Raw genomic sequence first — 21,645 nt, forward strand, 5'->3', positions numbered from 1 at the left:
GCCTTGAATAAGCTTGATCAATTCAGAAGCCGATACCCGATAACAGCAGGCCTTTCAGGCCTGCTGCTTTTCTTTGGTTTTTTGGTTGTACTCGCTCTTGCCGTATTGGACCGGGTTTATCCCCTTGATGGGGTCTTGCCCGGTAGCGGTGCGTTGTCTGGCAGAGGAGCATTGCCCGGTGCGGAAACTGAGAATGTCTCTCAGAGTCTTGGTTTTGCGCAAACGGTTGTCGACCGCTACAAAAAGCCCCTGAGAACCTTCCCCGACCATAAGGGCCTTTGGCGTTACCAGGTCGGGCTGGGTGATGTTGCACCGGATTACCTCAAAGCGGTACTTAACTACGAAGACCGCTGGTTTTATCAGCACCCTGGTTTTAACCCCTTCGCGATTGCCCGGGCGGCCTGGCAGAACTGGCGCTGCGGCTGTGTTGTGTCCGGTGGTTCGACCATCACCATGCAAGTGGCTCGCCGGTTGGATCCCCATCAGCGCAATATTTTCGGTAAGTTGCATCAGATTCTGCGGGCGATACAGCTTGAGTGGTATCTGACGAAAGAAGAGATCCTGACGCTTTATCTCAATTATGTCCCCATGGGCGGTGTCATTGAGGGGGTTGAAGCGGCCAGTCGACTCTATCTGGATCGGTCAGCCTCTGAGCTTTCGCTCGCTCAGAGTGCTTTGCTGGCAGTATTGCCGCAGGCACCCTCGCGTCTGAGACCGGATCGTTATCCGAAGCGGGCAAGAGCCGCCCGGGACAAAGTGCTGCAGCGACTTTACGATTTTGGTGTGATTGATCAGAAGGCTTTTGAGCGTGCGCAGCTTGAAGCTGTGGTCGCCTGGCAACCGGATATGCCTTTATTGGCCCCACTGCTGGCGCGGGAGCTACATCAGCAATATCCGAATCAGGCGGTGATTCAAACGACATTGGACGCTGATATTCAGGCCGAGCTGCAAACCCTGTTGCAGGAAGAGATTCAGGTCTATCCCAACGGTCATTCGGCGGCGATTCTGGTGGCGGATAACGCTTCCGGTGAAGTGATCGCCTATGTCGGATCTGCGGACTTTCTGAATCTGAAACGCTTTGGCCATGTGGACATGGTACAGGCGATCCGCTCGCCGGGTTCCACTCTTAAGCCCTTTATCTATGGCTTGGCACTGGAAGAAGGTTTGATCCATTCCGCCAGCCTGCTACGGGATACACCGCGCTATCAGAAAGAGTACCAGCCGGAAAATTTCGCTCGCGCATTCTCGGGGGCTGTGGATACCCATACCGCCTTAAAGCAGTCGTTGAATCTGCCGGTGGTACAGGTACTGGAAGCGCTGACTCCGGAGCGCTTTGCTGCCGCTTTGGCCAATGTACGTTCACCCTACCGCATGCCCGGAGGCAGTGCGCCCAATCTGGCGATGGCACTGGGTGGTGGTGGTTTTAACCTTTGGGATCTGGTGACGCTTTATGGTGGTCTGGCAAACAAAGGGCAGGTTAAACCGCTTACAGCCTTACTTCAGCCAAGCCAGGAACAGGTAAGTACCGACAGCCGCTGGCTGATGTCGGAGGAGACCAGCTGGGTGGTTGCCCGCCTGCTACGCAATGCCCGTCCGGACCAGACCCGCAATCCCTCAATTCGCGATCATGCACCTGGTATCGCCTGGAAAACCGGCACCAGCTATGGTTTCCGCGACGCCTGGGCGGTAGGCGTGACGCCCAAACTGACCATTGGCGTTTGGGTGGGGCGCCCGGATGGCACGCCTTCACCGGGCTATTTCGGTGCGATTACGGCGCTGCCGATTCTGTTTCGGCTTCAGGATTTTCTTGATCCTTATCCTCAGTGGCCGGAGATGCCGGACCGGGTGCGCCTGCAGAATATCTGCTGGCCCTTGGGGCAGTTAGCAGAAGAGACGCCCCCGGAACATTGCCATGTAGCTCATCAGGCCTGGGTGATCCGTAAGCAGGTGCCGCCAACTTTGAGGGATGAGTTAACAGACGGCCTGCAACCTAACCCGGTGACGATCCGGGTTAACGCTCAGGGAGAGAGACTCAGTAGTGACTGCTTGCCGCAAACAGGTCAGGTTTCAACGCAGAAGCTGGCGCTTTGGCCTCAGTCGACAGAAGCCTGGATTCCTCGTCGCTGGCGATTGAGTGGACAGCTACCACCGCTGGCTAAGGGCTGTAAACCGGATGCCTTAATGTCGGCACCTTTGCATATCGTCGGTCTTAAAAGTGGTGAACGCCTGTTGCAGCCGAAAGGTGAGACAAAAGAACAGCTGCGGCTGGAAGTATTTTCTGTTGGCGGTCAGGGAGAACGGGATTGGTTTCTTAATGGGCGTCACCAGGGGCGAACTGACACTGGTGTACCTGTTATGCTGAGCTTTGACCAGACGGGAGATTATGAGTTGGTAGTGTTGGATCAGCAGGGACATACTAAGCGGGTGAGAGTCCGGCTGGAGTCATCTTCCCGACGTTAAGGTATAAACTGTGATTGAACTCTAAAAAAATACCCCCATCTGTTCAATGCTCTGATTTATAATCAAATATTGCCAACCTTCCAGTTGGCTGCTTGCTGATGTTACCAGCTCTTTTATTTCCAGATCTGTCTTAAGGATTTCCATTGGAACTCATGTTAAATACTTCGCTGTTTGTTTTGGCGTTGGCCTTGGTTTTATTGCCTGCAATTTATGCTTTTTTCTCTGAGTTGCTGGCACCGGCTGTCCGCTACCCTGAAGCAGGCTATAGTCAGAGAATTTCGGCATTAACGATTCAGCAGGCGCTGTCTTTGCCAGGGTTGCTGATTTTGGTGCTGTCGCCTTTTTTGCTGACTTTTTCCACACAGCCCACCGTCGCGTACTGGCTACTGGTAGCCGGGCTTTGGCTGCTTCAGGTTCCGCTTTTCTGGCTGCGTATGGTGGATTTACGTCAAGCTACCCGTAGTGTTAATTGGGCTGGTGCAAAAAAACGCAACAGTCAGATTCAGGTATTGCTGGTGATACAGATGTTATTGGGGGCTCTGATTATACTGACAGGAGTGGAATGGGCAGGGAGTTTGCAGTCAGCGTAATGTTTGCTGGCTTTGTTGCTGCTGACCTAAGTGAAAGTATCATCAAGCACTACTGAGATGACCTGATTAGAGGAAAAATGCGTGAGTCCTGAGCGTTTCGCCAAAATTAAAGCGGTACTGAATCGTCGCCAGCCGGATCTGACCGTGATTACCGATAACGTACATAAACCCCGTAACCTGTCAGCCATTGTGCGAACCTGTGATGCAGTTGGTGTTCACCATGTACATTCTGCTGACCCGGATGGCGGTTATGGTACTTATCATGGTACTGCGAAGGGCAGCCACAGCTGGGTCAAAGTTCACCTCTATGATGGTGTGGATAAACCGATAAAAAAGCTGCAGTCTGAAGGTTTCAAGGTTTATGCGGCGACTTTTACTGATCGAGTCGTGGATTACCGGCAGTTGGATTACACCAAGCCTTGCGCCATTTTAATGGGCGCAGAGAAGTATGGCGTCAGTGATACTGCTGCGGAACTGGCGGATGAGCATATTATGATTCCCATGATGGGGATGGTGGAGTCTTATAATGTCTCGGTGGCCGCAGCCATTATTTTGTCAGAAGCCCAGCGGCAGCGTGAGCAAGCGGGCTTGTATGACTCCTCCCGTATGCCACCTGATGAATATGAGACAACGCTGTTTGAGTGGGCGCAGCCGAAAATTGCTCAGTTTTGCAAAGAACGTAGTCTGGATTACCCGCCATTGACTGACGAGGGTGATATCGAAAATCCCTCTGAATGGTATCAGTCAGTGAAAGTGATCCGTGATGAAGCCCGTGAAAAGCGGCAAGCAGTTAAAGCTGCTTTGGTCGATAAGGGTTAGCGTTCACCGTCTGTAGCACGTTGATTCGGTCTTTACAAAAGAACCGCACTCAGAGATGAGCGCGGTTTTTTTATACCGCCGGTAAGATCGGGGTATCTTTTTTTATGTCAGGTGCATCTTAAGTTATATTTGCTGCGTATCTTAATTAAGCTGACAACAATTCTGAAACGGTTCAGAAAGCGTGCTTCATAAAGGAAACCCGGATATGCCTGAGCAATTTGATCACGATCCCGTTTTGTTTGAACCCACCTCGGTTGTAAAAGCCCTGAAAGTGTCTCTGATTGTCGGGACACTCCTCAACCTGATTAATCAGAGCGCTGCCTTGAGCGGTGCTCCGGTTGAGTGGCTGAAACTGGTTCTGACCTATGTGGTCCCGTTTTGCGTATCTCTATTCAGTGCATACTCCGGGCTGAAGCAGGCCTATGCGCGCTTTCGGGCGCAGCAGAGTGCCTCAAAAAGCCGTACACAGGCCTGGTTGAGCAGCCTTGAAGGCACTCTTGGTGAGATTCTTTCAACGACGAATCAGGTCTCTGATAATGCGAGGCATGTGAATCAGCGTTCTAAAGCACGGGTCGCTTTTGCGGCTCAGACACTGGAACATGTGCGTTCGGTCTCTGATAGCTCCAGCGAGGTGCTGAGTGATGTGATGTCGGCTTATCAGCAGGTGGAGCATCTGGACGGTCAGTTGACGGAACTAGATCAGCAAAACCAGTCGTTTACCCATGAGTTTGAGCAGGCTGCCCGCTGGGCAAAAGAGTTGCTGTCAGATACTCAGCAGTTTAAAGAGCAGTTCGATAAGGTAGAGAATATCGCCTCTACCATTACCAGTATTGCCGATCAGACAAACCTTTTGGCACTGAATGCTTCTATTGAGGCGGCTCGTGCAGGTGAAGCCGGTCGCGGCTTTGCTGTTGTAGCGGATGAGGTGAAATCACTGGCGAATAAGTCTGGTGAATATGCCGGGGATATCAACAGTCTGATGGCGCAGTTGAGCCAGGAAAGCCAAAGTCTGTCGCTCAAGGTGCTGCACTTTTCTGAATCGATGGAAGAGCTTCTGGCGCAGCGCAATGATGAGCGCATTACACAGGTTAATGCCTCTATTGAGCAGATAAAAACAGCGATGGACTCCGTTACCCAGCGGGCAGAACTTCAGCTCGATCAGGTCCGTTCTGTTGTTGAACAGGTGGAGCAGATGGCGTCAGATGCCGAAGCGGCAGTGGCCGGTTCCGCCACGAATATTCAACTCAGCGGCGGTATGATCGAAGGGCTGAACAAAGGGCTTTCTCAGCTAAAAACAGCCTGATCAGTCTTTTATGGTCAGAGGGATCACCTTCTCTTTCTGGTTTGTCAGTAACTGAGCCATCACAGGTTCCGCACGATGCAGGTCAAACCGGTCGGGTAGTGCATCCAGTTGCTCAGCCGGGGTTTTATCTTTATGAACAACCTGCCACTGCTTCAGCCATTGCTGCCAGCTTGTTTCATCTTTGGGGCCTATGAACTGAGGCATCTGGCTGAGCAGATAAACGGCAGCTCGATCAAAACTCTGTAACTCACCGGCATGCTCCACATCGATCAGTAGTGCGCTACTTAGTTGGTCATGTTGTGGCCGACTGAGCCAGCCTTTCAGGCCTGCAGTATCCGCTAAGATTCTTACCAATAAAGCTTCATCGCCCTGGGCCAGCTCAAACCAAGTGGATAACCCATAAAAATCTTCAATTTGCGGATAAGTGATTTTTACTGTGCTCATAGTGAACCCTTGTCCAAGTTATCTGGCATTATGATCAGGCATGTCTCGATTGCAGAATGTCAGGCTTTACCTTTTTATGCTCTCAGAGTTAGCCTGTTACAGCCTCAATGGACGGTGAGTATAGCAACTGTTGCCTGTAAAACTAGGCTGTTAAGCCTGCTGTTCAATCTGGTCAACCTTAAACCTGTCCTGCTATTTACTATTTCGGAGCTGATATGACAGCAAAACAGACTGAACCCCATGAGCCGCTATTTAATTTTGATCAGCCTGTGGCACGCGAAAGTACAGATAGTGATAAGTGGCAGCGTTACCAGCAGGAAGCGGAACGTCAGGGGCGAGACATTATTCCCATGTGGGTGGCTGATATGGATTTTGTTTCACCTCCGGCGGTACTGGATGCACTGAAGGAGCGGGTGGAACATGGCGTTTTTGGCTACGGAAAGGTTTCTGAAGGCATGACAGACGCTTTCTGTCATTGGTATGCAGCCCAGCATAATTGGCAGATTGATCCAAAGTGGATCGTTTGGTTACCGGGCCTGGTGGGCGGCTTGCATGCGGTGGCGCGAACTTTTGGCGAAGCAGGTTCGACGGTGATGACCCATACACCGGTTTATCCGCCGTTTCTGAAGGTGGCAGAACGCAATCACAAACAGCTTCAGGCTGTGCCCATGCGTGAAGGGCCAAGATGGTCTCTGGATCTGGAGACGATGCAGGCTCAGCTTAAATCTAATACCCGATTGTTTATGCTTTGTAACCCCCATAATCCAACAGGGCGGGTATTTTCCAAAGAAGAGCTACAGCAGTTATCGAACTTTATTGTTAAAAATGACCTTGTGGTCTGTTCTGATGAAATTCATTGCGACCTGGTGCTGGATAAGAGCCGTCGGCATATTCCGCTTGCCAGCCTGAACCCTGAAATTGCCGCTCGTACTATTACACTTCTGGCACCCAGTAAAACGTTTAATATTGCAGGCCTTGCCTGTTCTGCCGCTGTTATTCCGGATCATAAGCTACGTCTTGATTTTAAGCGCTCTATTCAGGGCTTTATGCCGGAGGTGAACCTGTTGGGCTTTGTGGCGGCTGAGGCGGCTTATCGGAATGGCGGGGTTTGGCGAGAGCAGTTGGTAAGTTATCTGGCGCAAAACAGAAACCATCTTATGCGCTGGGCCGAAGGCAAGCAGCAGGTCGACCTTAAGTTTCCAGAGGCAACCTATCTCGCCTGGCTGGATCTTAGAGCAACCGGGCAGGAGAAGCCCGCGCAATGGCTGCTGAAAGAAACCGGCGTTGCTCTGTCAGAGGGGGCTGACTTTGGTTTGCCGGGTTTTGTGCGGCTCAACTTTGGTTGCTCACTGGGTCAACTTGACCGGGCGTTGGAGCGGCTGGATCAGATGCTAAATTGAATCCAGATGTGCATATTCAGTACTGGATACCAAACTTGGCTTCCAGCTGAAATGTAATACTAAGGTTACTTTTATAATTGTTTTCAGATGATAGCGTATCGGCTGGTGTCACGCTGAAAAACAGCCAGTCACTGTCGATTCTTCGCCTTAGGGTTGCACTGATTTTTGCTTTATCAATCAGGTGTCCGGCACGATTGGTCGTGTAGAAAGTGATGTTGCTGGTGGCGCGCAGATCCTGAGTAAAAGCCTGGATCAACTGCCAGCCGTGCTGGTAGTAGGCTATCTGCTCATCGAATAGATAGTTAATCCCTGTTGTGTGCTGCAGGCTGGTGATCGCATTAATCGGCTTCAGGGTATGAAGGGCAATACCCGTTCCTACGCCTGAACTTTCAGCCCAATAGATCACAGGTACAGGCCTGATCTGCCATGACCCGGACAGAAATGTTTGTCCGATACGTAAATAACTGACAGGTTCCAGAGCGAAGGAATGAGGGGTAAATTGAAAACCGTTATCAAACGTGGTTTGCCATAGTGACTCAGGATGCTGGTAAATATACCGGAGAAAAACTCCGGCTTTATCGGCTTTCAATATCCGGGATTCAAAGGGTTCAGGTGTTTGTTCTGTTTGGACGTTAGTGCTTCGGTTCTCCAGCTCATGTTCATCCCCAAGTCTGGCCAAAAGTTGTAATTTGCTACTGGCTGTAGGCAGGTCAGCCTGGAAGCTCAGGGTGTTTATTTGGGTTAGTAGGCCTGAGTCCTGAACCTCAAGTCCGGAGCGGAGTGTAATAGCACTTTCGTTAGGCTGATTTTTGTTGGGGGAACCGAACAGAGAATCCAAACCAAAACCAATGGTCGATGCGGTTTGGCCCAAGAGGTTACGGCTTTGGGCTACCCCTTTCCTGATCAGTTCAAATTCATCCCATGTTGTTTGTTTTTCAGATGTATCCCTGTCAGAGGTGGGGCTGCTTGTTTCAGGCACAATCAGCCCCCATTGGGCGTGAGCCTGCATGCAGAGCAGGCTTATCAGTAAAGAACGTAAGAGAAAATGTAAGAAGGTTTTAAGAGGGATTTTAAATTGCGGCCTGGACAAAGTTATCTCCGGCTGGCGCTGCGCTTCCGGCCTGCGGTTGGATCTATCTTACGCTGGGTGGTCATAATGGCACCTTGAGAAGTCTGCGCACGGACTTTATTCACCAGATTGTAGCCTTGTTTCTGAAGTCCCTGGTCGAGCCACTTCATAGCATTCATACCTGCCCACAGAGGCATGAGTACAGCTAATCCGACAAATGTCATTGAAACCATTGACAGACCCATTGCGCCGGCGATAAATATCCCAGCAATGGATGTACTCCACCCGAGGAAGAGCAGGAAGCTTGGGCCCCACAGGTTATTTGACAGCGTCCAGATCAGAGAGAATAGAGCTGCAGTCCAGTTAAATCCGGACATGATGGCGGCATAACCACGCTGGGGGTGTTGATAAACACGATAGATCTGCATATCCCTGTTACTCGGCACTTGATATCAATAATCAGCCATCCTCTGGATGGAGTTTCAGGCGTTATGATACCTGACTTTCTGATGCGCTTTAACGAAAAAACGGTGACAAAGCGTCACCGTTTCAGGTTCCCTCAGGCGTAAGCCTCTTATGAGGCCCGTTGCATTATTAAAAATACTTAATTCAGGCGGAATTGGCTTAGCCTCTGTCTCAGGCTGTCTGCCATGCCGGCAATATCCTGGCTGCTTCTGGCTATTGTTGCCGCACGATCCAGTACATCCTGAGAGATCGTGCGAATATCGAATAAGTTATGATTAATTTCTTCAGCAACAGAGCTTTGCTGTTCTGCTGCAGATGCGATCTGAGTGCTCATATCGCTGACATGGCGGATATGTTCGACAATCGCGTCCAGATCCGCACCGGCACGTACCATCTGCCCGACACTGCTTTGGGCTTCATGGCTGCTTTGCCCCATGGTGCGGTTGGCGTTAGAGGCCTGAAGCTGAAGCTGCTCAATGATATGTTGAATTTCGCCGGTAGAGCCCTGTGTGCGGCTGGCCAGATTGCGTACCTCGTCAGCGACTACAGCAAAGCCTCGACCAGCTTCACCGGCCCGGGCTGCTTCAATTGCTGCGTTTAGTGCCAGCAGGTTGGTCTGATCGGAAATCTCCCGGATAACAGTGATCACCTCTCCAATCTTGTCGGTCTGCTCACTTAACTTGCCCATTACATCTCCGGCTTCGGAAACGTGTTGGGATAAAAGCTCAATGGCATTGACCGTCTCCTTAACCTCATTTTGGCCTGTTTCCGCTTGCTGGCTGGCTTCACGGGTCGACTCTGCTGTATCGGTTGCGTTGCGGGCGACTTCCTGAATAGTCGATGACATCTCTGTCATCGCTGAAGCCAGCTTATCGACTTCACTAAACTGGCGATCCATTCCATGGCGGGTTTCTTCACTGTTTTGGCTCATCGCCCCGGTATGGGAGTGAAGCTGCTCCGCTGCGAGCTCGACATCGGTCAGTACGGTTCTCAGGGAATGAGTCATTGTATCGACCTCATCAGCAAGTTGTCCGATCTCATCACGGCGTTTCAGGCCGATGGTGTGAGTCATATCTCCGGCGGCGATAAAGCGGACGATTCCCAGCATACGATTCAGTGGCCGGGTAATGTTGCGCACCATGACGATGCTGCCCCAGATTGCCAGGCTAAACAGAATGATCTGAAAGAGGAGCGTTTCGGTAAGTGCAGCCCAGAAAATTTCTGCTACATCGCTCAGGTAAACACCGCTGCCGATTACCCAGCCCCAATCCGGTATACCTTTTACATAGGAAACCTTATCTTCAGGCGTATCAAACTGAGGCCCCAGATAGGTGTAATTGACAAAGCCTTCGCCTTGGTTTTTAGCGACACGTATCATTTCCTGCCAGTGGAGCTTGCCTGAAGGATCCCGAACATCTGTCATGTCTTTGCCAATGAGATCCGCTTTAATGGGGTGCATGACAAGCTTATGTTGCATGTCGTTAATCCAGAAATACCCATTCTTACCGTAGCGAAGGGATGCGACAGCTGCTAATGCTTGCCTTCTGGCTTCTGCTTCGCCCAGTTGGGTACTTTGTTTCTGATAATGCTCTATCAGGCTGGCAGCGGACTGCACCTGTTCCTGCACCTGAACCTTGCGGGCGGTGAGGAGTTCATCATACAAACGATAGAGAGAGTTCAGTTCTACCAGAGTGAGTGTGGCAAAGAGCAACCCGATTAGCAGTGCGAGTTTACGGGCCACTGGCCAGTGACGAATTTCCATGAGCTTTCACGTCCTTAACAAGTCATTTGAGAATACTGTTTTTATAACGTAGGGTTTTTGTGTGCTTTTTTGTTATTTTTATGTGATTAAAGCGTAACGATTGCATTGTATAGGAGGAAAGCACCGAGAACGTTGATCCTGTACTGCGTTTTTTAATATTAGAAGGCTTTTTTATAGTGTTGTTTTTTTATAACTTTCTGTTTTCTATATGTATTTATTTTATTTTTGTCTTGGAAGATAAGCGGTTATTAGACTAAAGATATAGCCTGTAGCCTCTTTATTTAAAGGCTTCGCTGCTAGTCTCTGGGCTGATACGTTATCAGCAGGGCGCTTTATCATGGATCAGAACCAAGAGTCACAACGGTTTGATATGTTGCAGCAAGCTCTGAGTTTTCGGCCTGCTAATGTCCTGCGGGATGATATGTGGGCGCACCTGTGCTGTGAGCAGGCTTTTCTGGCTTACTCTGGCGGCAATTATGGTGTCGGTGCTGTGTTGGTTAATGCTGACAATGAGTTGGTGTGTGACGCGCGGAATCAGGTTTTTGTTCGGGATATCAATGAAGGGGCTGAACCGACAACAGGCTACCAGAGCCAGCGTCATGCAGAGATGCAGTTGCTGGATCGGCTGGAAATGGAGTTTGCTCACCTGAATCGTCGGGAGTTAACCCTATATGTCAGCCTTGAACCCTGCCTTATGTGTACAGGCCGCATCTTATTATCCGGTATTGGCCGGGTTCGCTATCTGGTGGCTGATCGTGAGGGTGGTTTTGCTGCCTGCCTTCATAGTGCTTTCCATTCGCCTTTGCCTCCTGCATGGAGAAACCTGGCCTCCGCAGTAGCGGTTGAAGAGGCGCAGACTCAGGATTACTGGCGGGATTTTGCCCGAAGCTGTATTGAGAAGAGTACCGCTCAGATGCGGGGAAAGGTGGTGCAGGCCTGGAAGGGAACAGAAAAGGGAGGCGATTAAGCCTCCCTTTTTATGCGGTTGATGCTCAAGTGAAGCCGGGATTAATCCCAGCTCAGTGCACCGCCAACCTGATACTCGGTGACGCGGGTTTCAAAGAAGTTCTTCTCTTTACGCAGGTCGATAATCTCCGACATCCACGGGAAGGGATTTGTTGCGCCCGGGAACTGTTCTTTCAGTCCCAGCTGCTGCAGGCGACGGTTACAGATGAACTTCAGGTACTCTTCCATAATACCCGCGTTCATACCCAGTACACCCCGTGGCATGGTGTCCCGTGCGTATTCGATCTCAAGCTCGGTACCTTCCAGAATCATCTGAACCACTTCTTCCTGGAACTCAGGTGTCCACAAATGCGGGTTTTCAATTTTGATCTGGTTGATCACATCGACACCAAAGTTCAGGTGCATGGATTCGTCACGCAGAATGTACTGGAACTGTTCCGCTACGCCCGTCATCTTGTTACGGCGGCCCATGGACAGGATCTGGCTGAACCCACAGTAGAAGAAGATGCCCTCGGTAACACAGTAGAAGGCAACGAGGTTACGCAGCAGCTCCTGATCGGTTTCCGGTGTGCCGGTCTGGAAGTTCGGACTGGATAGTGAGTGGGTGTGGCTAAGACTCCAGCTCGCTTTCTTCGCGATGGATGGAATCTCGCGGTACATATTGAATACTTCGCCTTCATCCATGCCCAGAGATTCGACACAATACTGGTAGGCGTGGGTGTGGATCGCTTCTTCAAATGCCTGACGCAGCAGATACTGGCGGCACTCAGGGTTGGTGATCAGGCGATAAACGGCCAGTACCAGATTGTTGGCAACCAGAGAGTCTGCTGAGGAGAAATATCCCAGAGAGCGCATAACAATCATACGCTCATCGTCTGTCAGGCCATCTTGGCTTTTCCACAGAGCGATATCCGCATTCATGTTCACTTCCTGCGGCATCCAGTGGTTTGCGGTGCCATCCAGATACTTCTGCCATGCCCAGTCATACTTGAACGGAACCAGTTGATTCAGATCCGCGCGGCAGTTGATCATGCGTTTGTCATCAACTTCGATGCGGGCGGCACCCATTTCAAGATCTTCCAGACCGGGAGCGATATCGATATTGTTTACCGCTTCCCGGGCACGTTCCTGAGCGCTCTTGTCCGCAGGCTGGCTTTCAGAGACAGGTGCTGTTGTTACAGGGGCAGAAACCGCCTGAGGCGCTGGCTGAGCCGGGGCAGGCTGTGGGGCTGCCTGAGGCTTTTCGGCGACTGCGGTTTCCTCGTTTTCAAATTCGTCCCAGCTAAGCATGGTGAAATCCTCTTAAATGTCTTAATCAGTCATACTGATAATTTATACAGTATCGTCAAGTTTGAACATTGACTTGCCACAGGGCTTGCAGTAAATCCGCTTTTTATCGGGAGCCCCGTTTTAATGGAGGCTTATTTATATAAGCGCTGTGGCAAGCCGATGCCATTTGGCTTTTCGGCATAGTACCGAAAGGCAACCGCATCCTTGCGGTTAGTGAAAGGCTGCAGTGCCTTTCAATGAATTCCCTTGTTCAGAATTACTGGCAGGCTTCACAATCCGGATTGTCGATGGAGCAGGCCTGAGGTACTTCTGCCGCTGAGCCGGATAGTTCAAAATCATCCTTGGCTACAGCTGCCGGTGCAGGGGTTGGTACCGCTGCAGGGGCAACCGGTGCCGGAGCAACAGTTGTTGGTGCGCTGCCGCTGGAAACTGCATTATGAGTACCGCGATCAACGGTTGATTTCTCAACAGATGATGCACCCATGGCACGGAGGTAATAGGTGGTTTTCAGACCACGGAACCATGCCATACGGTAGGTGATATCCAATTTCTTACCGTTCACACCAGAGATGTATAGGTTCAGGGACTGTGCCTGATCGATCCACTTCTGACGACGGCTTGCAGCGTCTACCAGCCATTTAGGCTCAACTTCGAAGGCGTTAGCGTACAGTGCTTTCAGATCATCCGGAATACGGTCGATGGGCTGAACAGAACCGTCGTAGTATTTCAGATCATTAACCATCACCTCATCCCATAGGCCGCGCTCTTTAAGATCACGAACCATATAAGGGTTTACTACGGTGAATTCGCCGGAGAGGTTCGATTTCACGTAGAGGTTCTGATACGTCGGCTCGATAGACTGAGAGACACCACAGATGTTAGAGATGGTGGCCGTTGGGGCGATTGCCATCACATTAGAGTTACGCATGCCCTGCTTGCGTACCAGGGTGCGTAGCTCATCCCAGTTCAGGGTGCTACTGGTATCGACTTCGATAAACTGTGCGCCACGAGCTTCGATCAGGTTGTCCAGGGAATCAATTGGCAGAATACCCTGACTCCACAGAGAGCCTTCGTAGCTCTCGTAACGGCCACGCTCATCAGCCAGATCGCTGGATGCTTTAATGGCAAAGTAACTGATCACTTCCATAGAGCGGTCGGCAAACGTAACCGCAGCATCAGAAGCGTAAGCAGTTTTTGCTTTATACAGTGCGTCCTGGAAGCCCATGATGCCCATGCCGACAGGGCGGTGCTTCAGGTTAGAGTTACGCGCCTGAGGGACCGCGTAGTAGTTAATGTCGATGACATTATCCAGCATGCGCACGGCGGTGGTTACGGTGTTGCGGATTTTATCCACATCCAGCTCGCCACTATCGGTAACGTGCTGGGCGAGATTAACAGAGCCAAGATTACAAACTGCGATCTCGTCTTCATTGGTATTCAGCGTAATTTCGGTGCACAGATTGGAGGAGTGCACGACACCAGCATGTTGTTGCGGTGAACGCAGGTTGCACGGATCTTTAAATGTGATCCATGGGTGACCTGTTTCAAACAGCATGGAGAGCATCTTACGCCACAGGTCTTTCGCCTTGATGCGTTTGAATAAGCGCACCTGACCGGCATCAGCCATGCGCTCATATTCTTCATAGCGGGCTTCAAAGGCTTTGCCGTACAGGTCGTGCAGATCCGGAGTGTCGGACGGGGAGAACAGCGTCCACTCTTTATCTTCGAATACACGCTTCATCAGCAGATCTGGCACCCAGTTTGCCGTATTCATATCATGGGTGCGGCGACGATCATCACCAGTATTTTTACGCAGATCCAGAAACTCTTCTACGTCCAGGTGCCAGCTTTCCAGGTAGGCGCAAACGGCGCCCTTACGCTTACCACCCTGGTTGACCGCTACAGCGGTGTCGTTAACTACTTTCAGGAAAGGTACAACACCCTGTGACTTGCCGTTGGTTCCTTTGATGTAGGAGCCCAGTGCACGAACCTGAGTCCAGTCATTACCCAGACCTCCGGCCCATTTGGACAGTAGAGCGTTATCCTTGATAGCGCCGTAGATGCCTTCCAGGTCGTCCGGTACATGAGTCAGGTAACAGGATGACAGTTGTGGACGACGGGTACCTGAGTTGAACAGTGTTGGCGTAGACGCCATGTAATCAAAGCTGGATAGTAGCTTGTAGAACTCGATGGCACGCTCAGTCGGCTTTGCCTCGTTAAGAGACAGGCCCATCGCGACCCGCATGAACATCACCTGAGGTAGTTCATAGCGAACATCATCGCAATGCAGGAAATAGCGATCGTAAAGGGTTTGCAGACCCAGGTAACTGAAGTTTTTGTCGTTCTCATGCTCAATAGCAGCACCCAGTGCTTCTAAATCAAACTCGGCTAACGCTGGGTTCAACTGCTCAAGCTCAATGCCTTTTTTCACATAAGCGATCAGTGCTTTTGGGTAAAGCGCCATCATCTCTTTATGAGTTGCTTCAGGTGCCACATTCAGGAAATTCAGCGCTTCACGGCGTAGGCTATCCATCAGCAGGCGAGCGGTAACATAGGTGTAGTTAGGTTCTTTCTCGACCAGCGTTCGGGCGGCCATCATCAGGGCTGTTGATACGCCATCAACCGGCACGCCGTCGTATAGGTTTTTCAGGGTGTCATCGATAATCAGTTTTTTATCAACTTCTTCCAGACCTTCACAGGCTTCACTGACGATGGTGTCGATACGGCCGAGATCAAGAGGCAATTTACTTCCATCAAGGTGCGTTACATTGATAGATGGGTGTGGGTTGGTAATGCCTTTTTCCTGGGCTGCTCGACGACGGGAGTGCTTGTCACGATAAAGGACATAGGCACGGGCAACTTTTTGCTCACCGGAACGCATCAGTACCAGTTCAACCTGATCCTGAATATCTTCAATATGGATCACACCGCCTGCAGGCATACGGCGCTGGAAGGTTTCAATAATATTCTGAGTAAACGATTGAACCAGCTCGTGAATGCGGCTCGAGTTTTGCGCGCTATCACCTTCAACGGCGATAAAGGCTTTGCTCATCGCGACAGAAATTTTACTTGGGTCGCATGCGACCAAGTCGCCGTTACGTTTCATCACCTGCAGATTGCTGAGAGCTGCGTTTGGAGTGGTGTCCTGTGCCATGCTGATAATGCCTGCCTGTAGTTAATCTTTGATCCCGTAAATCAGGAGGGATCATATTCTGTATTAGCTTTCATGCCGCCGGTGGCATGAAAAATGAATCTTGTGACTGATGTTGATTGCAAACTATTAACCCTTTTTCCTGTATGGGATGGAGTATTAAAAACAAAAAAACCGGATCAAATCCGGAAAAATCGTTAATAACAAAGGCTTAGGTTGAATTGTGTTTGAATCTGTGCCGACACCCTATATATGGGGGTGCTTTTTAGTCTGGGCACAAGATAATGTTGTTTTCCGAAGTCTGCAAGTGGATATCTTGTGGATAACTTGTGTTTATTTTAGGGGTGAAAACCAACTAACGTGAGAGGTCTTTTCCCAGAGGCTCTACAGAAATTTCAAGAGGTAAATAAGAATTTTTTTAAGTTTGCCAGGCAGGCAAGAGAAGACATTTATTAGGTGTAATTTAAGTTATCTTACGACATAGACGTAGTAACACGGTATATAGATACGCTATGATTTAAATATATAAAAAAATAAGGGTATTGTCTTTCTTTAAAAGGCATACAGAATACCCGTTATAGGCGCTATAGCTATAGAGGCTATAAAAGCGTTGAAACTTGCTCGGGCCTTCATTTTGTTGGTCCGTAGAATGTGACGATATAAGTTGGTTGCCCTGCGCAGGCTTCCGCAATAACGTAGAGAGCATCACGTGGATACACAAGAAACTTCCCGAATTCTGATCGTTGAAGATGACGAACGACTAGCCACCCTCACCCGAGAGTACCTTGAGGGTAATGGTTTTGATGTTGATGTTGAGGGCGATGGCAACAGAGCCGTTGACCGCATTATTAGTGAAAAGCCCGATTTAGTGATTTTGGATGTGATGTTACCCGGTGAAGATGGCCTGGGTGTGTGTCGCCGGGTTCGGCCTGAATATAATGGCCCTATCCTGATGCTGACGGCACGTACTGATGATATGGATCAGGTAGTGGGTTTAGAGATGGGCGCAGATGATTACATCTCTAAGCCGGTTAGGCCTCGTGTGTTACTGGCGCGTGTGCGTGCATTGCTGCGTCGTGTCACTGGTTCTGATGAACAGGTTGAGCTGGAAGACGGTGATGATAGTCGGCTTCAGTTTGGAAATCTGGTTGTGGATAATGCGATGCGTGAAGCCTGGCTGGCTGGTGAAAGTATTGATCTGACCAGTGCTGAGTTTGATCTGCTGTGGCTACTGGCCTCTAATGCAGGACGTGTTCTGACCCGTGAAGAGATTTTTACGGCGTTGCGTGGAATTGAGTACGATGGACAGGACCGTTCTATTGATGTCCGGGTGTCCCGTATTCGTCCGAAGGTTGGGGATGATCCTATGCACCCCCGCCGTATTAAAACAGTCAGAAGCAAGGGTTACCTTTTTGTAAAAGAAGTTTAATTGCGGTAGCCGGGACAATGCGCTCCGGCTTAACTGTTTGAATGGCAGTGATACTCAGCTGCCATTCTTTTCTACCTGCCTGAAACTAAGGGTTCTTCTTCCTGCCCGACCTTTTTAAAACGAACCGGGACGCTACCAAGCCATGCCTCTAAATATGCTTCGGATTAACAGTATCTTCATACGTGTCTATTTGCATATGTTGCTGGCGATGCTTTTGGTTATTGCACTGGCGGTTGGTGCAACATCGCTGATTAATCATGTGAGGGTTGAGCAGTACCGGGAAGAGCTGGCTTCCGGTACTTTTTATCTGTTAAGTAAGGGTTGGCAGCAGCAAAAAGCAGCTGATCGTGTCCGCTGGCTGATGGATATCGGAGCCCGGTTAAATATCAAGCTGGTGGTAACTCATGCTGATGATGAATCCCTGGACCGCTGGCAACTGAGGCGTCTGACAGAAAACCGGATTCTGCTGCTTAACTGTAATTCTGAGCATGAGATGATCGTTTATCGCTATCTTGACCCTGATAGCCGCTTGCTGGTGAAAGCCCATATCCCACGCCTTACAGAGCAGCATGCAAGAGCATCGGTGGAGTTGTTACGTCAGGTTGTTGGGGATTATGACTATCCAGCTGCTCAGGTTCTGTCGGAAGCAAATCCTTATTTTGCATACCCTATTTCTTTGATCCCTCTATCCGATGCTTCTCTCGATCGTATTGAGCGACAGCAGCTGGAGCAAGGGGAGTCAATTATTTCGTTCCAGCAGAGCGGTCGTTCAATTGTTGCTTATGCGCAACTGGATGAAGATCGACTGTTAAAGATAGGGCCTGTGAGGATGTTTGATCCTTACCCTCTGTTGCTGATGGTGGCTATCGCTCTGGTAGCGCTACTCTTATCGGGTAGTGGCATATACCTATCCGTGCGTATGCTGGAGCAACGTCTACATAAAGTTGAGCAGGCTGCCAGCCGCATTGCGACAGGACACCTGAGTACCCGTGTTAGGGTTGAGGGTGATGACTTTGTTGCCCGTTTGGCCCGTGCCTTTAATGTTATGGCTAAACAGGTCCAGGAGCTGCTGCATACTCAGCAGGAGATGATTCATGCTGTTTCCCATGAATTGAGAACGCCGGTCGCCCGCATTCGCTTTGGCATGCAGATGATTGAGGATATCGTAGATGACCCTTTTGCCCGGAAACAGTTGAAAGGGATCGATAATGATATTCAGGAACTGGATGAGCTGGTAGATGAAATTTTGACCTATGCTCGCTTAGGTCAGGAAACGTTACACCTGCATTATGAGCGGGCAGATGTTGCTCCGCTCGTGCATGATGTTGTTAATGGACTTAAGGTTTTGAAACCAGAGCTGGAACTGAATGTTGTTCACGGTAATCCGGGCGCTGGGGACGATGCTGATATTGAGACCCGCTATTTTCAGCGTGCGGTGCAGAACTTGGTAAGCAATGCCTGCCGCTATGCGGAAAGCCAGGTTCAGATCAGTTGTTATGTGGACTCTGACAGTATTCGTATTGATGTGGAAGATGATGGTCCGGGGGTGCCGGAGGAGGACTGGGAACGGGTGTTTACTCCGTTTTCTCGTCTGGATGACAGTCGTACAAGGGCGTCCGGCGGTTATGGTCTGGGCCTGTCTATTGTACGGCGCATCACCTATTGGCATCAGGGGAGTGCACTGGTTGACAGAAGTAGTGGGCTAGGTGGTGCCCGGTTTAGTCTGATTTTCCCACGATACAGGGTCGGTGTGGAAGAAACTCCGATTGTATAGCTGTTGGGGCAGCTGCCTTTTTCCGTTAAACAAGGCTGTTCTAAACGAGTAAAAAAGCTAATCTCATGCTTTTTGACGCAGGTTAAAAGATCGGCAAAACTTTGTTGATAAACATCAAGAAATAAAAAGGACCCATTCAGTACTATTTCTCCTGCAGTAAGTTGGAACGCAGGTTGATTTGTAGCTGAGACTTGAGTTCTATCCTTTTTATCTCTCCTTTTGAGAAAGGGCCATGCAGTGGGCCCTTTTTTTTCGTCTGCTGCACCTATATCCGCATCCTTCAGGCAGGTTTAGTCAGATCGGTCAGCGGGCTGGATGCCGGAAAGTGTTCGGAAAGAAACATCCTGGGCTGTTCTGAGAAAGTCCTTCATATAGGCGCTATCCAGAGTATCCTTGCGAATTGCTGCAAAGAGTGTACTCCAGAGCCCCTTCTCTCCCAAACGAATGCCTTTGACATAACCCCGTTCCAGATATTCGGCAACAGCCCAGTTAGGCAGGGCGCAAACACCTCGGCCACTGGCTACTAACTGCATCATCATTATGGTCAGTTCTGCTGACCGGGTATCCGATGGTTCTAGTCCGGCTGGGGTCAGAAACTTAGAGAAGACATCGAGCCTATCCCGTTCTACCGGATAAATAATTAATGTCTCCTTTGCCAGCTCCTGCTCGGTCACAAAGTTTTTCTTTGCAAAAGAATGTTGTTTGGCAACCGCAAGAAGTCCTTCGTAACGGAATAAGGGCACGTACTCTACGCTGGCCAAAGGTTGAGGGTCCGAAGTGATTACGAGGTCGAGTTCACCTCTGGCAAGAGCAGGTAAAGGTGCAAAGTTAAACCCGGAAGCAAAGTCCATCTCTACTTCCGGCCAATTGTTACGGAAGCTGTCGATTGTTGGCATCAGCCATTGAAAACAGCTGTGGCATTCAATCGCCATATGCAAGCGACCTACTTCTCCTCCAGCCAGACGATCAATATCCCGTTGAGCAGAGCGAATCAGAGGCATCACTTCATCGGCAAGCTGTAGAATGCGCATTCCGGCAGATGTAAACTGAAGGGGCTTACTTTTGCGTATAAAAAGCGTGCAGCCTAGGCGCTCTTCAAGATCTTTAATCTGATGTGACAGTGCAGACTGAGTCAGATGTATACGGTCTGCGGCTTCTACAAGGCTGCCGGTTTCTTTTAGTGCCATCAGGGTTTTGAGGTGACGGATCTCAATCATGGCCTTCTCTTTGAATATATTTCATGAATATTCTTGCTTCATCTACTCGCTTTCATTATAGCATGCTACCAGCCTGGAGATGATGGTGGTTAGGTCGGAGGTTCACCGTGCCTGTGCCTACACTGTGTAAGTTTAGTGCTAGATCGTGCAATTTGCTGCTGATTGGGGCGTTTGAGAAGACCGCTTTATTGGAATGTCCGGTTTTTTTCTGGTACAAACGTTTAACCCATAAGGATACGGGCCAATAATAATAAAATGCAGCAGAGGGACATATGATCAAGATAATCGCCAAACTGGCCCCTCAGCTTGTCCCGAAGGATCAGCACCAACGCCTGAGAATGAGACGAACGTTAATGGCAACAGGCTCCGGCCTGGTGCTTACGGCTGTCGTGCTTTTGTCGATGACACTGGACTTGGTCCAGATGCCGCTGGCGTATTTTTTCCTGCTGTATACTATGATTTGGTTAGGGAATCTCTGCTTCCCTTTAATGATTAGCTACGATATTAACCTTCTTTTTAAAGATCCCAGTCTTACGATTCCCCAGCTGGTCTGGCACACCTTTACTAATACTATTTCTATCTATCTTGTTCCTGAGCTACAGAGTGTATTTCTGATGTATTACCTGCTTGTTGTGCTTTTCGGTGCTTTCCGAATGCAGAAGCGAGGTTTCTTTATTGTGGGTGGCTTTATTTTTCTCTGCTACACCACTGTGATGTTGGTGCATCAGCTCAGCGGTACTACTGGTACAGGGATAAAAGAACAGGGCCTGATCTCTCTGTTTTTCATTTTTATGCTGGTTGGTGTCAGTATTATTGGCACTGAAATAAGTAGTTTGCGCTGGGCCCTGAAAAAGCGTAATGCTGAGATGAACGAGGTAATGAAGCAAGCAAAAGAGCAGGCGATTACGGATGACCTGACAGGCTTGTATAATCGGCGGCATTTAATGGCAATCCTACGTCACCAGCAGGCCCTTGCTTATCGTGGTGATTATGCATTCAGTCTTTGTTTTGTCGACCTGGATCACTTTAAACAGGTTAATGACAGGTATGGTCACAAGGCGGGCGATGAGGTCTTACAGACCTTTGCAGATATCGCCCGTAATTGTGTGCGGGAGGTGGACTTTGTTGCCCGATTGGGAGGAGAGGAATTTGTTTTAGTGCTGGTGCAGACACCTCTTAAAGATGCATGTTTGGTAGCCGAGCGGTTACGGTTATCTATGGAGCAGGCTCGACTTGATATTCTGGCTCCGGGACACCGGGTGACAGCGAGTATTGGTGTGACTCAGTACCGGCCAAAAGAGTCTATAGAAGAAACCATGCATCGGGCAGACATTGCCGTCTACTCTGCAAAAAATCGTGGCCGGAATCAGCTGGTATCTGATCATGAACTAGAGCAATGCTGAGGCTTTTCTGGTGATGATGGCGGCAGTTGATGTGTAACTCAGAGGTTCTGTAGGAAGGGTTGATTGAGGTGAACCGGACTTTCTTTTCAGGAAAAGCTCTTAT

At 49.8% G+C, this 21,645-nt stretch carries 16 protein-coding genes; 9 read left to right on the forward strand and 7 right to left on the reverse strand.

Features of this window, described 5'->3' with window-relative positions; genetic code table 11:
• Positions 1-3: 3 nt before the first annotated feature.
• From pbpC to nrtS, 4 genes are all read left to right on the forward strand, one after another.
• Positions 4-2,460, forward strand: coding sequence for a penicillin-binding protein 1C (gene pbpC / locus ACN0R8_RS15545; protein WP_417599017.1), 2,457 nt, complete (start codon positions 4-6; stop codon positions 2,458-2,460).
• 143 nt (positions 2,461-2,603) lie between these two features.
• Positions 2,604-3,050 carry a hypothetical protein gene (locus ACN0R8_RS15550; protein WP_417599019.1) on the forward strand — a complete coding sequence of 149 codons (447 nt, stop codon included), beginning with the start codon at positions 2,604-2,606 and terminating at the stop codon, positions 3,048-3,050.
• A gap of 81 nt (positions 3,051-3,131) precedes the next feature.
• A complete protein-coding gene (trmH, locus tag ACN0R8_RS15555; RefSeq protein WP_417599021.1) occupies positions 3,132-3,869 on the forward strand; it encodes a tRNA (guanosine(18)-2'-O)-methyltransferase TrmH in 738 nt (245 codons plus the stop codon).
• A 205-nt stretch (positions 3,870-4,074) separates the two neighbouring features.
• Positions 4,075-5,172 carry a nitrate/nitrite transporter NrtS gene (nrtS, locus tag ACN0R8_RS15560; protein ID WP_417599023.1) on the forward strand — a complete coding sequence of 366 codons (1,098 nt, stop codon included), beginning with the start codon at positions 4,075-4,077 and terminating at the stop codon, positions 5,170-5,172.
• Here nrtS and ACN0R8_RS15565 read toward each other — a convergent pair whose 3' ends face one another.
• On the reverse strand, positions 5,173-5,616 hold the full coding sequence (locus ACN0R8_RS15565; protein WP_417599025.1) for a hypothetical protein: 444 nt from the start codon (positions 5,614-5,616) through the stop codon (positions 5,173-5,175). It lies immediately after the preceding gene.
• A 215-nt stretch (positions 5,617-5,831) separates the two neighbouring features.
• Here ACN0R8_RS15565 and ACN0R8_RS15570 point away from each other — a divergent pair, with 215 nt between their 5' ends.
• Positions 5,832-7,016 (forward strand): MalY/PatB family protein, encoded by a 1,185-nt coding sequence (locus ACN0R8_RS15570; protein ID WP_417599026.1) that lies wholly within the window; start codon positions 5,832-5,834, stop codon positions 7,014-7,016.
• Positions 7,017-7,032: 16 nt separating this feature from the next.
• On the opposite strand, the gene ACN0R8_RS15575 is transcribed toward ACN0R8_RS15570, so the two are convergent.
• The 3 genes from ACN0R8_RS15575 to ACN0R8_RS15585 all read right to left on the reverse strand — a co-directional run bounded on the left by ACN0R8_RS15575 (position 7,033) and on the right by ACN0R8_RS15585 (position 10,312).
• Positions 7,033-7,995: a hypothetical protein gene (locus ACN0R8_RS15575; protein ID WP_417599028.1), complete on the reverse strand. Its 963-nt coding sequence runs from the start codon at positions 7,993-7,995 to the stop codon at positions 7,033-7,035.
• 113 nt (positions 7,996-8,108) lie between these two features.
• Positions 8,109-8,513, reverse strand: a complete 405-nt coding sequence (locus tag ACN0R8_RS15580) for a hypothetical protein (RefSeq protein WP_417599030.1) — start codon at positions 8,511-8,513, stop codon at positions 8,109-8,111.
• Between the two features lie 176 nt (positions 8,514-8,689).
• Positions 8,690-10,312 carry a methyl-accepting chemotaxis protein gene (locus tag ACN0R8_RS15585; RefSeq protein WP_417599032.1) on the reverse strand — a complete coding sequence of 541 codons (1,623 nt, stop codon included), beginning with the start codon at positions 10,310-10,312 and terminating at the stop codon, positions 8,690-8,692.
• A gap of 337 nt (positions 10,313-10,649) precedes the next feature.
• Between ACN0R8_RS15585 and ACN0R8_RS15590 the strand changes: the two genes are divergently transcribed.
• The gene (locus tag ACN0R8_RS15590) at positions 10,650-11,279 is read left to right on the forward strand and encodes a nucleoside deaminase (protein ID WP_417599034.1); all 630 of its coding nucleotides are present in this window, start codon (positions 10,650-10,652) and stop codon (positions 11,277-11,279) included.
• Between the two features lie 41 nt (positions 11,280-11,320).
• On the opposite strand, the gene ACN0R8_RS15595 is transcribed toward ACN0R8_RS15590, so the two are convergent.
• Together ACN0R8_RS15595 and ACN0R8_RS15600 are read right to left on the reverse strand one after the other, a co-directional pair.
• Positions 11,321-12,568 carry a ribonucleotide-diphosphate reductase subunit beta gene (locus ACN0R8_RS15595; protein WP_417599036.1) on the reverse strand — a complete coding sequence of 416 codons (1,248 nt, stop codon included), beginning with the start codon at positions 12,566-12,568 and terminating at the stop codon, positions 11,321-11,323.
• Between the two features lie 256 nt (positions 12,569-12,824).
• Positions 12,825-15,722 carry a ribonucleoside-diphosphate reductase subunit alpha gene (locus tag ACN0R8_RS15600; RefSeq protein WP_417599038.1) on the reverse strand — a complete coding sequence of 966 codons (2,898 nt, stop codon included), beginning with the start codon at positions 15,720-15,722 and terminating at the stop codon, positions 12,825-12,827.
• A 706-nt stretch (positions 15,723-16,428) separates the two neighbouring features.
• Here ACN0R8_RS15600 and ACN0R8_RS15605 point away from each other — a divergent pair.
• Positions 16,429-17,148, forward strand: coding sequence for a response regulator (locus tag ACN0R8_RS15605; RefSeq protein ID WP_417599040.1), 720 nt, complete (start codon positions 16,429-16,431; stop codon positions 17,146-17,148).
• 142 nt (positions 17,149-17,290) lie between these two features.
• On the forward strand, positions 17,291-18,922 hold the full coding sequence (locus ACN0R8_RS15610) for an ATP-binding protein (RefSeq protein WP_417599042.1): 1,632 nt from the start codon (positions 17,291-17,293) through the stop codon (positions 18,920-18,922).
• 290 nt (positions 18,923-19,212) lie between these two features.
• Here ACN0R8_RS15610 and ACN0R8_RS15615 read toward each other — a convergent pair whose 3' ends face one another.
• Complete coding sequence (locus tag ACN0R8_RS15615; RefSeq protein WP_417599044.1) at positions 19,213-20,139, reverse strand: LysR family transcriptional regulator; 927 nt, start codon at positions 20,137-20,139, stop codon at positions 19,213-19,215.
• Positions 20,140-20,411: 272 nt separating this feature from the next.
• On the opposite strand from ACN0R8_RS15615, the gene ACN0R8_RS15620 reads away from it, so the two are divergent.
• On the forward strand, positions 20,412-21,542 hold the full coding sequence (locus ACN0R8_RS15620; RefSeq protein WP_417599046.1) for a GGDEF domain-containing protein: 1,131 nt from the start codon (positions 20,412-20,414) through the stop codon (positions 21,540-21,542).
• Positions 21,543-21,645 lie beyond the last annotated feature (103 nt).

It is taken from the genome of Oceanospirillum sp., from assembly GCF_048265165.1.
Lineage (GTDB): Bacteria > Pseudomonadota > Gammaproteobacteria > Pseudomonadales > Halomonadaceae > Oceanospirillum.

What these genes read in the sequence shown, in the direction of transcription:
- ACN0R8_RS15615 (WP_417599044.1), bottom strand. Translation starts at nt 20,139, where the DNA reads ATGATTGAGATCCGTCACCTCAAAACCCTGATGGCACTAAAAGAAACC.
- ACN0R8_RS15585 (WP_417599032.1), bottom strand. Translation starts at nt 10,312, where the DNA reads ATGGAAATTCGTCACTGGCCAGTGGCCCGTAAACTCGCACTGCTAATC.
- ACN0R8_RS15580 (WP_417599030.1), bottom strand. Translation starts at nt 8,513, where the DNA reads ATGCAGATCTATCGTGTTTATCAACACCCCCAGCGTGGTTATGCCGCC.
- ACN0R8_RS15570 (WP_417599026.1), top strand. Translation starts at nt 5,832, where the DNA reads ATGACAGCAAAACAGACTGAACCCCATGAGCCGCTATTTAATTTTGAT.
- nrtS (WP_417599023.1), top strand. Translation starts at nt 4,075, where the DNA reads ATGCCTGAGCAATTTGATCACGATCCCGTTTTGTTTGAACCCACCTCG.
- ACN0R8_RS15620 (WP_417599046.1), top strand. Translation starts at nt 20,412, where the DNA reads ATGATCAAGATAATCGCCAAACTGGCCCCTCAGCTTGTCCCGAAGGAT.
- ACN0R8_RS15595 (WP_417599036.1), bottom strand. Translation starts at nt 12,568, where the DNA reads ATGCTTAGCTGGGACGAATTTGAAAACGAGGAAACCGCAGTCGCCGAA.
- ACN0R8_RS15600 (WP_417599038.1), bottom strand. Translation starts at nt 15,722, where the DNA reads ATGGCACAGGACACCACTCCAAACGCAGCTCTCAGCAATCTGCAGGTG.
- ACN0R8_RS15565 (WP_417599025.1), bottom strand. Translation starts at nt 5,616, where the DNA reads ATGAGCACAGTAAAAATCACTTATCCGCAAATTGAAGATTTTTATGGG.
- ACN0R8_RS15590 (WP_417599034.1), top strand. Translation starts at nt 10,650, where the DNA reads ATGGATCAGAACCAAGAGTCACAACGGTTTGATATGTTGCAGCAAGCT.
- ACN0R8_RS15610 (WP_417599042.1), top strand. Translation starts at nt 17,291, where the DNA reads ATGCCTCTAAATATGCTTCGGATTAACAGTATCTTCATACGTGTCTAT.